The following is a 12112-nucleotide window of genomic DNA, read 5'->3' on the forward strand; positions in this document are numbered from 1 at the left end:
ATGAGCACGCTGCATGGCAAGACGATCATCATCTCCGGCGGCAGCCGCGGGATCGGCGAGGCCATCGCGGTCCGCGCCGCCCGCGACGGCGCGAACATCGCCCTGCTGGCCAAGACCGCCGAGCCGCATCCGAAACTCCCGGGCACGCTCTACACCGCGGCCAAGGCGATAGAGGAGGCCGGAGGCCAAGCGTTGCCGATCGTCGGCGACGTCCGCGACGACACGTCGGTGGAGGCCGCGATCGCGCGGACCGCGGAGCAGTTCGGCGGCATCGACATCGTGGTCAACAACGCCAGCGCGATCGATCTGACGCCGACCGAAGCGGTCAGCATGAAACGCTACGACCTGATGCAGGACATCAACGCGCGCGGCTCGTTCCTGCTGGCGAAGCTCGCCATCCCGCATCTGAAACAGGCGGAGAACGCCCACATCCTGACCCTGTCGCCGCCGATCAGTCTCGACGAGAAGTGGTTCCATGCCGGGCACCTCGCGTACAGCATCGCGAAGTACTCGATGAGCCTGGTGACCGTCGGGCTCGCCGCGGAACTGCGGCCGTACGGGATCGCGGCGAACTCGCTGTGGCCGCGGACCACGATCGACACCGCGGCCATCCGCAACGTCGTCGGCGCCGAACTGGCGGCGAAGTCGCGGACGCCGGAGATCATGGCGGACGCGGCGCACGCGATCCTCACCAAACCGAGCCGCGAAGCGTCCGGCAACTTCTACCTCGACGACGAGGTGCTCGCCGCCGAAGGGGTCAACGACTTCTCGAAGTACCGCGTCGGCGAGCGGGAGGAAGACCTGCAGCTCGATTTCTGGGTGGACAGCCGTACTCCAGAATCACGGCCATGATCCGCGAACCACAGCAGGAGCGCAGCCGCACCACGCGGCGGCGGCTGGTCGAGGCCGCCGTCGAGACCATCGGAGAGCTGGGCTGGAACGGGACCACGGTCGCGGTCATCGCCGAACGCGCCGGGGTCTCGCGCGGTGCCGCGCAGCACCACTTCCCGGCGAGGGAGGATCTGGTCGCGGCGGCGGTCGAGCACGTCGGCGAGATCCAGATCGTGGAACTGCGCTCCCGGGCGGCCGAGCTGCCGTCCGGGCGGTCGCGGATCGAACGGGCCGTCGACATGGTGCTCAATCTCTACAGCGGGCCCATGTTCCGCGCCGCGCTCCATCTCTGGGTCGCGGCGTCGACCGACGAGGCGTTGCGCGCGACCCTGGTGCCGCTGGAGGCACGCGTCGGCCGGGAGGCGCACCGGGTGACCGTCGAGCTCCTCGGCGTCGACGAGTCCCACCAGGGCGTTCGTGAGCTGGTCCAGGCCACTCTCGATCTCGCCCGCGGCCTGGGCCTGGCGAATCTGCTGACCGACGACACGAAGCGCCGCAAGCAGATCGTCGCCCAGTGGGCGCGGGTACTGGAACCGACCCTGGCTCCCGCGAAGAGCACGAAGATCTCACGGAACCAAGAAATCACCGACAACGTCTGAGATCTTGTTAACACTGATGGAGCAGCGACCGATAACACGGTGTAAGTGCTGCTGATTCAGGTGGCTGATCGAGAGAGGTCCAGACCGGTGTCCGGTTCAGAGGTCGAACTGTCCCATCGAGCCATGGCGATGCTGCGAGCCGTCGCGGCCCGCCGCGCGCAGATGTCGTGCAGCTGCGAGCCGGATCTCTTCATCGACGGGTTCGCCTGTTGCGATCAGATGACCGCGCACGCCCTCGCGCACGGTGGCTACATCCGTCCAGCCGAGTCCACCGGCCTCTCCGCCGTCACCGGCCGGGTGCCCGCCGAGCTGACCGAGGCCGGCGAGGCCGCGCTGGCCGTCACGGCCGCCGCCTGACCTTCAAGCCGGATCGTCTGTCCGCTATGGACGACACCGTTTACAACCGGTCGCCATGTTCCTAGGATCCACCCCGGGATGAGGCCGTCGCGCTACGCGACGGACCGGGGTTTGGAGATGCCGATGGCACGCACGGCTCGCCGCGAAGACGGTGGGGACGCCCTGAGCGAGTTGATGCGGGAAGCCGGCGCGGCACCCCGTCGCCGGGGGCCTCGCGGGCCGAAGCACCGGGCGCCAGACGTCGCAGGCAGTGGGAAGCTCCGGCGGATCTCCGCCCTTTCCGCGGGCGGTCTCTTCGTCGGCGGCCTACTGGCCGTGCTGCTCGTACCGGCCGATTCGGCCGAGGTCATCCCGGGGATGCCGATCCCGCCGCCCTCGCTGACCATCGTCCCGCAGGCGGTCGAGGTGCCGGACGACGCGGTGCCTTCGCCTGTCCCGTCCGGGCCATCAGGTGGCAGTGTCGCCCCTCCGCCGCCGCTGACGGCGTCGATGAACGGTTCGGAGACGCCGTCTCCCACGCCGATGCCCGTCGCGCCTCCCGAAGAACGGCGGGATCCCCGCGCCGATCAGCGCGAGCAGGACTATTGGCATTACTACGACTGGTACTACGGCGGCGGATATCGCGGTGGACATCCCGGCGGCCGTCAGCCGCAATGGGGCGGGTAGCGCCATTCGGGTGATCGGCGCTGTCGCTGATCGTCGATAGAGAATTACGATTCATGCGGGATTTCGTCCTTTCGTGTCTGCTCTGACCGTTCCGGTGTTCCGGCCCCGATCAAGTACCTACGATGGTCCGCACTCTCTTTCCCTTCCGGATCACTGCTAGGGGCTGAACAGGAAAAATGAGTGTCGGCCGACATTCTCCCGCGGTGCAGCTCGCCCGGAGAATGCTGATCAACCGCGAGACGGGGAACCCGTCCCGCCCGCAGCCGGTGACGGTGCTGCTCGGGCCGGTCGGTTCGGGAAAGACCACGGCACTGGAGGCGATCCGCCGGGACCTGGGCTGGGGTGTCGTGCACGCCGGATTCGAGTTCGGGCACGGCGACCGGGCGAGCACGATCGACGTGCTCACGAAACTGGCCTACTCGTTGTCGAGTAAATGGCGGAATCGCCCTAAACCGCAGTTCGTTCGTTTCACCATTGCGTTGATCGCAGTTCAGGCAGAACTTTCCGGTCGGAATCGTGACGAAGACCTGAGTCAGCTGAAGACGTTGATCAACAGCTTCCACGGGATCCGCTGGACGCCGTCGATGGACGCGGTGCTCGACACGCTCACCGAGACGGCGAAGGCGACCGGTCTCGTCGAACCGTCGTACGCGGCGGTGTTCCGCCAGACGTTCCCGCATCTGGTCCGCAACATCCGGCCGAGGCTCGGCAAGGCTCTGCGGTCACTGGCCGATTTCCCGAACGCCGAGGGCAGGACGCCGTTCGACGCGCTACTCGAACTCAACCGGCTCGCCCACGGCAGTGCCCGTGACGCGAAGGCGGTCACCGAATGGCTGATGGCGGCCTTCCTCGGCGACGTCCGGGAGAATCATCCGAGGCTGGCCAAACCGGAGGAAAAAAGCCCCTGCGCCTGCGACATCTCGCCGCGGCGCAGGCACTGGCACAACTGGGTGATCACGCTCGACGACGTCGACCACGCCGGCGGGACCGAGTTCCTCGCCGACCTGATCACCGCTCGGGAACGCTTCGCCGTCCAGCATCCGAACGACCGCGAGGCGCACGACGCGCTGCTGGTCATCGCCACCAGCGGGCGATGGCACGACGACTGGGGCATCGCCTGGCTGGCGCCGTGGAAACCCGCGTCCGGCTCGCCGCCCACCGTCCGGCCGGTGGCGGACTGCGAGGAAGCCTCGTACGACGACTGGGTGAAACCGGGGCCTGGTGTGCTCGAATCGCCCTACTACCCGGTCCGGCTCGCGTCTCAGCCGATCGGGCTGATCGCGCGCGTCCTCGATTCCGGCGCGGGGACCCCGAAGGTCGGGCTCGCGCACCGGGCGACCGGTGGACTGCCGTCGGCGGTCGAGCAGCTCGCCGCGCAGTTGCGGGCGAGCGACGTGCGGGAAGGCGATCGTGACGTGCTCACCACCGACCCGCGCGGTGAGCAGGACCCCTGTTATCGCAGGCTGACCGAACTGGGTTTGACCGAACATCTCGACGACGTCCACATCGACGACTTCGTGACCGCGGCCCCGTTCGCGACCGCGCCCTGGCTGATCCCGGACGCCGCGCAGAGCCGGATCGACCAGCCGCATGTCGGGCGGATCCTGACCGAACTGCGGACCGCGCTGTGGGTGACGGCGAAGAACTCGGCCGGAACGACCGACGACCAGGCGGCACTGCATCCGTGGATCGCCGCGAACCTGGTGTCCGCGCTGGCCAGGCGCGGGGACGGAGACGGACCGAGCTACACCGACCAGTTCAAGGCCCTGCGAGACGACCCGGACACCGCCCAGGATCCGGTGCGCCTCGCCTACTGCAACCTCGCGCTGGGCGACATCAGCGAGGTGGTCACCTTCTTCGAGCGCGAGTTCAACCGGATCCCGCACGCGGCGTGGGTCGCGAAACTCGAGCTGGTCCTGAACGCGCCGGACGATCTGCCACCCGAGCGGCCGCACGCGGAGCTGTACGACGAACTGGTCAACCTCGACACCGAAGGCCATCCCATCGATCGGTCCGAGATCCGCAACAACGTCGCCCGGCTCATCGCGGCGGGCAGGCTGACCGCCAACCCGTTCGCGGTCCGCGGGCAGGACCAGCACCAGGTGATCGCGAACGCTTTCGCCGCGCTGGCCACCACTTCGCATCGCCCCGACGTCGGCGCGCTCGTGTCGGCCAAAGACCTCGCCCGTCGCGGCGAGTTCCCCTGAACCCGAACGGAACCTCGTCATGTCCTGGTTCGACGCGTTGAGAACCCGTATGTCCCGTGCCCGTGAACGCGCGGCGACCGGTCCGCCGGTGCGGCCCCGCGGCTGGGCGCGCCGTCATCGCGCGCTGCTGATCGCGGTCGTGGTCGTGCTGGTGGGCGCCATACTGGTGGGTCTCAAGCCGTGGGAGTCCTGTGGCGCCGGGCTGCGCGCGGTGGACGCGGACGAGAAGTCGGTCGGCTCGTCGTACGTCTGCGTCGGACTGAACCTCGATTCCGGCCCGGTGCGCGAGGATGATCCGCTCGACCCGCTGGAGAAGCTCATCAAGGCCCGCAACGACGCGGCGGGCGAGAGTTTCAAGACCATCGTGGTGCTGGAGAACCTCGCCCCGGATCCGAACGTCGACAGCCAGCCGTTCCCGTTCGTCCGGCGCGAGATCCAGGGCGCGATCACCGCCGCCTGGCCGAAGAACGGACCGCCGGGGATCAGGCTCCTGCTGGCCAACTACGGGAGCAACGCCGACCACTGGCGCGTCGTCGCCGACGAGATCATCGCCGCGGCCGCCGCCCAGCGGATCGTGGCGGTCACCGACATCGGCATCAGTTCGGAGAACAGCCGGGCGTTGGTCGCCGAGTTGTCCAAACACGGCATCGCCACCATCGGCGCCACCGTCACCGCGGACAACATGAACATCGACCCCAAGGGCGCGCGGATCGACAACTTCTTCCGGGTGGGCCCGACCAACACCGACGAGGCACGCGCCGCCGCCGGATACATCGCGGCGCACGGATTCCGCCGGGTGATGATGATCCAGGGAGTCGGCAAAGAGGACACCTACGCGACCACGCTCGCCGAGGCCTTCAAAAGCACGTCGAAGGTTCCGGTCGTCTTCACGAAGACGTACGAAGTCAAACCGCTCACCGACAAGTCGCGCGAGGCCAACCTGCGGGGGCTGTTCAGCAGATGGCACAACGACATCTGCGGTGCCAAACCCGACCTGATCTACTTCGCCGGGCGGGGACTCGATCTGGGTGCCCTCGTGGCGGCACTGGCGGGGGACGGCGCTTGTGAAGGGCTCGACTCGGTGACCGTGATGACCGGGGACGACGCGAGCACGCTCGCCGGGAATCCCTTGCCGCTGGACAAGGACATCGCCGTCCGGCTCCGCTACACCGCACTGGCCTATCCCGACCAGTGGGACATGTTCACCGCTGATCCGGCGTATCCGACGTACAAGAAGAACTACGACAACTTCATCGCCGAATTCACCGGAACCCATGGTTTTCCCAAGGGGGAACTGTGGGACGGCGCCGCGATGATCGAACACGACGCCGTCGCCGCGGCGGTCGAGGCGGCGGTGCAGAACGTGTCGGCGGATCCCGTTTCGGTGCCGGACGTCCTGCGCAGCATCGACTGCAACTCGCCGGTGCCCGGCGCCACGGGGTTCATCGCCTTCGACCAGACGACGGGGAACCAGCTCGACAAGGCGCTGCCGATCCTGTCCATCGCCTCGGACGGTTCGGTGCATCCGGTCGACCTCGTGTGGTCGCGGGGACGCCCGCTGAACACCGCGCCGGACTGCGTTCGCTGAAGGACTGTGCCCCGAGGGCTACCAAAGGAGAATCGTGTCGGTGAACCCCCGGTACTGAGGCGGGAGGGTGGCGGTGGGCCGTCGGTCCAGGTGGTCGTGAGTGGCGATTCGGGTTCTAACCCGAATCGCCACTCACGACCCCACGCAGAACCGGGCACAGAAGCATCAACAGGACACCAAGTCGCCAGGATGTGTCCTCTGTGGGCACCGACGCCCGGTCGGCGCCTCAGAACCAGGAATGCACTCTCTCGGCTTTGCCGGGACCCTTGAGTCTCAAGGTGGTCACGACCCACGCGGAACCGGGCAGAGGTCGACCAATCAGGCACTTGGCTGCCGGGGAATGTCCCTTGTGTACATCCAAGGCGCATGGCTCGGTCCTCGGTGGACTGAAGGGCCGTCCAGGAAGTGCGTCCTGGACGGCCCTTCGCTGACCACCGGTGGGGAACGGGAGTCAGCCGGTGTAACCCGCCACGATCTTGGTGTAGTCGTACTTGCCCTGCGCGATTCCCGCGCAGTTGTTGCAGTCGCGGTTCACCGCCCAGAACGACAGGCGGGCGAGATGTTTGCTCGCCGCGTAGTCGCGGATCGCGCGGAAGTCGGCGACGCTGACGGTCTCACCCGCCACGTCGGTCTTCCCGTTCATCGACGAGAGCCCGCTGCGCCGGTAGGCCGCGTCATCGCTCAGGCCGAAGGTGGATTTCACGACGTTCTTCAGCCCGTCCACGGCACTGCGGGTCTTGCCCGCCATGTCACCGCCGCTGGAGAAGTCGAACGGCATGACCGACCACGCGTCGACGCCCGCGCCGAGCGTCTTCGACTGGTTGATCAGCCGCTTCCCGTGCGCGTTGGGGCCGCCGACCTCGGTCGGGATGGTGATGACCACGCGCAGGCCGGGGTTCTTCTGCTTCGTGATCTTGACCGCGTTCAGGATCCGGTCCTGGACGGTGTAATTCTCGAACTCGTCGGTGTTCTCGATGTCGAGGTCGATCGCTTTGAGCCGGTAGGCGTCGATCACCTTTTGGTACGCGCCGGCGAGTGCCGCGGGTGTGCCGCACTTCGGGCCGAGCTTCGTTCCGGACCAGCCGCCGAACGACGGGATGACGTCGCCGCCCTTGGCCCGGATGTTGGCGATCATCGTGGCGTCGGAGCCGGTGAGCGAACGGCTGCCGTCCCACTTCGGGTTGCAGCCGCCGTCGGAAAGGATGAACGCGAGGGTGAAGGCCTTGACCCCGGTGGCGTTCATCGCGGCGATCGGGTCCGTCTGTCCCGACCACTGGTACAGATAGGGCGAGGCGAGCACCGTGTCCGGGGCCGCCGAGGCGACGGGGGCGAGGCCGACGGCCGTGGCGAGAGCGGCGCCGACGGTGGTGGCCAGTGTCGCCCAGCGTCGTAGGGATTTCATAGGTCCTCCAACTGGTACGCGCGCCGAGGCGCGCAGGTGTGGAGCACCTCCGTCTTGACGCGGCGTATCAACCGGGAGGTCACTGTGTGCTCACTCACGGTGGACTAGACCATTGAGGACTGTCAAGAATTCACCGGGAGTCCCGGCGGAAATGACCGACCTTAGTAGGGGGTCTTGACCCGTAAAGCGGATCGACAGCACCGCGATTACCGGCTAGTTTGCCGAAATGGTGGGGGACTCCCTGATGGCGACCGGAAGCCGCGGCCGAAGAGACCGGCTCGCCGCGCCGTGCCGTCTGCTGGTGGCCTGGAGCCTGTGGGAACTACCCAGACGGAGCCTGATCGGGTACCTGCTCCTCGTCGACGCGGCCGCCTTGGCCGCCACCACCTACCTCTTCGCGCTGCGGCCGCCCGCGACGTCAGCACTGCTCCCGTTTTCCGCTCTGCTGGCGGGAATGATCCTCAGTTCGGAGTTCGCGCGTCCCGTCGAGCGGTCCCGCGCCGACACCCGGCTCGGCGCCGGATTGGACGCCGCCTGGATCTTCGCGGGCGCGTTGCTGCTGCCGCCCGCGCTGGCCGCCGTGCTCGTCGTCGTCTCGGCGGGGTACCGCTGGTTCCGGATCCGGCGCGGAATCCCGCATCGTCAGATCTTCGCGGTCGCCGCCACCATGTTGTCCGCGATCGCGGCTTCGCTGGTGTCCATCCTCGTCGGCGCGGCCCCTTTCGCCGACGCGGTAAGGGATTTCCAGGGCTTCGCGCTGGCTTTCGCCACCGGTCTGGTGTTCCTGTCCGTCGACGCCGCCCTTGCCGCCCCGGCGGCCGAATTCGGGGCGGAACCGTCGGGATTCGCCTTCGACGCGGCGATGGTCGCGTTCGGCCTGCTGCTCGCGTGGTCGGCGGTGGACTGGCCGTTCGTCACCGTGGTACTCGCCGGAGCGCTCGTGGTACTTCATCGGGCCGGGACGATGCGCGCTCTGCGTGGCCACGCGGGCACGGACGCCGGCACCGGCCTGCTCACCGCGTCGTCCTGGTTGGACGGTGCCCGCACCCAGTTCGAGCTGCTTCGCGCCCGTGGCAGCGATCTTTCGCTGCTCATGCTCGACCTGGACAGTTTCGCGCGGCTCAATGACCAGCACGGCAGGGAAGTCGGCGACGACGTTCTGCGCGCTGTCGCGGACTCCTTGCGCGCGGAGGTTCGCGCCGCCGATCTGGTCGGCCGGTTCGGCGGCGAGGAATTCGTCGTCCTGCTTCCCGGCACCAGCCGGTTCGACGCGCATGCCATCGCCGAGCGGATCAGGCTGCGGATCGCGTCGACCTCCGTCTCACTGGGTGGGAGGTCGCCGGGTGATCCGCTGTTCGCCGGGGTGACCGTTTCGATCGGCGTCTCGTCGCATCCCGCCGACGGCGAAACGCTCGCTCGGCTCGTCGGCGCGGCGGATCAGGCGCTGCGCGCGGCGAAGGCGGCAGGCCGCAACCGGACCGTGGTCTTCGAGACCGAGGAACCGCTGGGTTAGTCCTCGGCCGGGACGCCGATGTCCTCGAACCACAGTTCCGGATGGTCCCGGATGAATTCGGTCATCAGCGCGGTGCACGCGGGGTCGTCGAGAAGGGTGATCTCGACGCCGTTCTCCGCCAGCCAGCCGTGCCCGCCCTCGAACGTGGCCGCCTCGCCGATGATCACGCGACCGATGCCGAACTGGCGTACCAGCCCGCTGCAGTACCAGCAGGGGGACAGCGTGGTGACCATGATCGTGTCCCGGTAGTGCGGCCGCCTGCCCGCGTTCCGGAACGCGGAGGTCTCGGCGTGCATCGACGGGTCGTCGTCCTGGACCCGGCGGTTGTGCCCGCGGCCGAGCAGGACACCGTCGGTGTCGAACAACGCGGCGCCGATCGGGACCCCGCCCTCGGCCTTGCCGAGTTCGGCCTCTTCGCGGGCGATGGACAGCAGACGCGCGGGATCGATCACCCCGATCACTTTACGGTCTCGTGAGTGGTAATGACGGTTCTAACCGTCATTACCACTCACGAGCCGATTGCGGACTGGCCCTGTCCGCGATAGCTGGCAAACTGCCCCTCATGAAGCGAGCGAACCGATGACCACGGCCACGTCGGCGCGGCTGCTGAGGATGCTTTCCCTGCTGCAGGCGCGGCGCGACTGGCCCGGCGCCGACCTGGCGGAGCGGCTGCGGGTGGACGTCCGCACGGTCCGGCGCGACGTCGAACGCCTGCGGGAACTGGGCTACCCGGTGCACGCCACCCCCGGCGTCGCGGGCGGCTACCGGCTCGGCGCGGGAGCCGCGTTGCCGCCGCTGCTGCTGGACGACGACGAGGCCGTCGCGGTCGCAGTCGGCCTCCGGACGGCCGCGAACGGGACGGTGTCGGGGATCGAGGAGACCTCGGTGCGCGCCCTCGCGAAACTGGAGCAGGTGATGCCCGCCCGGTTGCGGCATCGGGTGACCGCGCTGAACACCGCGATGATCCCGCTCGGCGGCGTCGTCCCGGTCATCGACGCGGAGGCGCTCACGGTCATCGCGTCCGCGTGCCGCGACCATCAGCGCCTCCGGTTCGGGTACCGCAGCCACGACGGCGAGGTCACCGAGCGTTCCATCGAACCCCTGCGCCTGGTGCATACCGGTCGCCGGTGGTATCTGGTCGCGTTCGACCTCGACCGCGACGACTGGCGTACCTTCCGCGTCGACCGCATCGACGGCGTCCCGGACACCAGTTTCCGTTTCACGCCAAGGGAACCGCCGGCCGAGGACCTCGCGGCGTACGTCTCCCGCGGGATCACGTCGGCGCCGTACCCGCACCAAATGGTGCTGCGGGTGAGCGCCTCGGCGGACGCGCTCGCCGAATACGTGGCACCGACCGTCGGGACGATCGAGGCCATCGACGAGCACACCTGCCGGGTCAGGGTCGGATCGAACGACCTTTCCGTGATGCCTTACTACCTCGCCCACTGGGACGTCGACTTCGTCGTGGAAGAGGCGCCCGACGAGGTCAAAGAGAAGCTAAGGCTGGTCGCCGACCGCTTCGCGCGCGCGGTCGTGTGAGTCCGAAGTGGACTGTGCGGCTCGCTTGGCCCGTTTGGCCAGCAGGCCGATCGAGCCGAGCGAGATCAGGGCCAGCACGATGATGTAGAGCGAGACCGACATCGACCCTCGGCGTACTCCTCCAGGTCGATTTCAAGGTCTCCCAAGGCGACACGTGCGGGGTCGAACCCGACCCCCACGTGCAACTCCTGGTGTAGGTCCATCTTCAGATCGGCTAGCCACGCGGTGCGGCCTACCCGGCCGACCACGAGCCCGTGGTCATCGGCCGACCGAGACGAGATCCCGAGGAGATTGAAAAGAGGTACCGGCATCTGGAAGGAGCCCACCGGCCACGTATCAGGCGGGTCGACGTCGACAGGGTTCTCTCGCGGGAAGCGGTAACCTAGGACCGGGCGCTGGGCCGCACTGGTAAGGAGCTGCAGCCGCGAGTCGTCATAGCGACATCCCAGCACCAGGGCATCGGCTGGCGCCAGCTGCGCTTGGACAAGGTGAGTGGCACCTGTGGAGTCGGTCAGTGCGAAACCCGGTCCGCACAATTCTTCGAGAAGGGCCGCCGCAGCCTCGGTTGCCTGCTGCCCCTGACTAGACAGGATCAGGCGACCCATCAGCCATCCTGAGTCTTGGACGATGAACTGTGCCAGATCCGGCTCGTCCGGCTCGGTAGCGCTGAGCATCGCCGCCAAAGTGGTGGCTGCTGCGGCGTCCGTATGCGATCGCCAACCCAGCCACGACGCGGCGGCCATCTCTTGCACACCGAACAACAAACTGCCATAGACAAGTTGCCAAGCACCGGTGTTGCCTGGCGAGCGGCTGGCTGCGACGGACGCTACGGCAACTTCGTCGTGCTCCACGTCCAGACGTGCAAGGAACTGTTCGAACCCCACCGATGTGGCAGAACTGGGCTGCATGCGCCGATTCTCCTCTTCGCTGCAAGCGGTAGGCAAACGTGGCCTTTTTCTGCGGATTCCAAAGCTCGAACGTCCGCTCACGCCGCTTATCGGTCGTTCGAGAGCGCAGCGTTCGCCAGTCGTCTACGCGATAACCTGTTCCACTTCTGTGCTGCTGCGGTGGCCTGCGACTCGCAACGTGAGGGTCCCCGCCAAGGCAAGCGGGACAAGTGGAACGCCTTGAGCGAGACAGAGGGCGAGCGACCTGTAAGCGTGTCGAAGTGTGCCCACTTGATCGTGAATAGCGCCGCCAGTGGCCCCCGCGTTCTCGGACCGCGGTGCAGGCCCACCAGCCCTCGCTGGCGTCGCCGGATCGGGTGTTCGCGTTCGACGAGTTCGGCCCGCTGACCATCCGGCCACATCTCGGTGCCGGCTGGGTGAAGAAGAACCATCCCGACAGACT

The 12112-nt window shown here is 67.7% G+C and carries 12 protein-coding genes; 8 read left to right on the top strand and 4 right to left on the bottom strand.

The genetic code is table 11. The features are described 5' to 3' along the window. The 6 genes from ACZ54P_RS34705 to ACZ54P_RS34730 all read left to right on the top strand — a co-directional run bounded on the left by ACZ54P_RS34705 (position 1) and on the right by ACZ54P_RS34730 (position 6308). On the top strand, positions 1–852 hold the full coding sequence (locus ACZ54P_RS34705) for an SDR family oxidoreductase (protein WP_465465832.1): 852 nt from the start codon (positions 1–3) through the stop codon (positions 850–852). Next, entirely contained in the window at positions 849–1490 is a 642-nt protein-coding gene (locus ACZ54P_RS34710; RefSeq protein ID WP_465465833.1) for a TetR/AcrR family transcriptional regulator, read from the top strand. The genes ACZ54P_RS34705 and ACZ54P_RS34710 overlap by 4 nt, the downstream gene beginning before the upstream one ends. Positions 1491–1577: 87 nt before the next feature. Then, entirely contained in the window at positions 1578–1847 is a 270-nt protein-coding gene (locus tag ACZ54P_RS34715) for a hypothetical protein (protein ID WP_037321108.1), read from the top strand. Between the two features lie 123 nt (positions 1848–1970). Next, entirely contained in the window at positions 1971–2513 is a 543-nt protein-coding gene (locus ACZ54P_RS34720) for a hypothetical protein (RefSeq protein ID WP_465465834.1), read from the top strand. A 176-nt stretch (positions 2514–2689) separates the two neighbouring features. Continuing rightward, positions 2690–4720 (top strand): hypothetical protein, encoded by a 2031-nt coding sequence (locus tag ACZ54P_RS34725; RefSeq protein ID WP_465465835.1) that lies wholly within the window; start codon positions 2690–2692, stop codon positions 4718–4720. Between the two features lie 19 nt (positions 4721–4739). After that, positions 4740–6308 carry an ABC transporter substrate-binding protein gene (locus tag ACZ54P_RS34730; protein WP_465465836.1) on the top strand — a complete coding sequence of 523 codons (1569 nt, stop codon included), beginning with the start codon at positions 4740–4742 and terminating at the stop codon, positions 6306–6308. A gap of 451 nt (positions 6309–6759) precedes the next feature. On the opposite strand, the gene ACZ54P_RS34735 is transcribed toward ACZ54P_RS34730, so the two are convergent. Next, positions 6760–7710 (bottom strand): chitinase, encoded by a 951-nt coding sequence (locus tag ACZ54P_RS34735; protein ID WP_465465837.1) that lies wholly within the window; start codon positions 7708–7710, stop codon positions 6760–6762. Between the two features lie 226 nt (positions 7711–7936). Between ACZ54P_RS34735 and ACZ54P_RS34740 the strand changes: the two genes are divergently transcribed. Then, positions 7937–9223 carry a GGDEF domain-containing protein gene (locus ACZ54P_RS34740; RefSeq protein ID WP_465465838.1) on the top strand — a complete coding sequence of 429 codons (1287 nt, stop codon included), beginning with the start codon at positions 7937–7939 and terminating at the stop codon, positions 9221–9223. On the opposite strand, the gene ACZ54P_RS34745 is transcribed toward ACZ54P_RS34740, so the two are convergent. Then, complete coding sequence (locus tag ACZ54P_RS34745) at positions 9220–9684, bottom strand: nucleoside deaminase (protein WP_465465839.1); 465 nt, start codon at positions 9682–9684, stop codon at positions 9220–9222. The two genes, ACZ54P_RS34740 and ACZ54P_RS34745, sit on opposite strands and share 4 nt — an antisense overlap. A 118-nt stretch (positions 9685–9802) precedes the next feature. On the opposite strand from ACZ54P_RS34745, the gene ACZ54P_RS34750 reads away from it, so the two are divergent. After that, the gene (locus ACZ54P_RS34750) at positions 9803–10762 is read left to right on the top strand and encodes a helix-turn-helix transcriptional regulator (RefSeq protein WP_465465840.1); all 960 of its coding nucleotides are present in this window, start codon (positions 9803–9805) and stop codon (positions 10760–10762) included. On the opposite strand, the gene ACZ54P_RS34755 is transcribed toward ACZ54P_RS34750, so the two are convergent. Together ACZ54P_RS34755 and ACZ54P_RS34760 are read right to left on the bottom strand one after the other, a co-directional pair. Continuing rightward, the gene (locus ACZ54P_RS34755) at positions 10721–10864 is read right to left on the bottom strand and encodes a hypothetical protein (RefSeq protein ID WP_465465841.1); all 144 of its coding nucleotides are present in this window, start codon (positions 10862–10864) and stop codon (positions 10721–10723) included. The two genes, ACZ54P_RS34750 and ACZ54P_RS34755, sit on opposite strands and share 42 nt — an antisense overlap. Beyond that, entirely contained in the window at positions 10828–11670 is an 843-nt protein-coding gene (locus tag ACZ54P_RS34760) for a hypothetical protein (RefSeq protein ID WP_465465842.1), read from the bottom strand. The genes ACZ54P_RS34755 and ACZ54P_RS34760 overlap by 37 nt, the downstream gene beginning before the upstream one ends. Between the last annotated feature and the right edge of the window lie 442 nt (positions 11671–12112).

The sequence above is a fragment of the Amycolatopsis sp. NPDC034160 genome (genome assembly GCF_055575355.1).

Coding starts and splice junctions, on each gene's coding strand:
- ACZ54P_RS34760 (WP_465465842.1), bottom strand. CDS start 11,670: ATGCAGCCCAGTTCTGCCACATCGGTGGGGTTCGAACAGTTCCTTGCA.
- ACZ54P_RS34710 (WP_465465833.1), top strand. CDS start 849: ATGATCCGCGAACCACAGCAGGAGCGCAGCCGCACCACGCGGCGGCGG.
- ACZ54P_RS34705 (WP_465465832.1), top strand. CDS start 1: ATGAGCACGCTGCATGGCAAGACGATCATCATCTCCGGCGGCAGCCGC.
- ACZ54P_RS34750 (WP_465465840.1), top strand. CDS start 9,803: ATGACCACGGCCACGTCGGCGCGGCTGCTGAGGATGCTTTCCCTGCTG.
- ACZ54P_RS34720 (WP_465465834.1), top strand. CDS start 1,971: ATGGCACGCACGGCTCGCCGCGAAGACGGTGGGGACGCCCTGAGCGAG.
- ACZ54P_RS34725 (WP_465465835.1), top strand. CDS start 2,690: ATGAGTGTCGGCCGACATTCTCCCGCGGTGCAGCTCGCCCGGAGAATG.
- ACZ54P_RS34730 (WP_465465836.1), top strand. CDS start 4,740: ATGTCCTGGTTCGACGCGTTGAGAACCCGTATGTCCCGTGCCCGTGAA.
- ACZ54P_RS34740 (WP_465465838.1), top strand. CDS start 7,937: ATGGTGGGGGACTCCCTGATGGCGACCGGAAGCCGCGGCCGAAGAGAC.
- ACZ54P_RS34755 (WP_465465841.1), bottom strand. CDS start 10,864: ATGTCGGTCTCGCTCTACATCATCGTGCTGGCCCTGATCTCGCTCGGC.
- ACZ54P_RS34735 (WP_465465837.1), bottom strand. CDS start 7,710: ATGAAATCCCTACGACGCTGGGCGACACTGGCCACCACCGTCGGCGCC.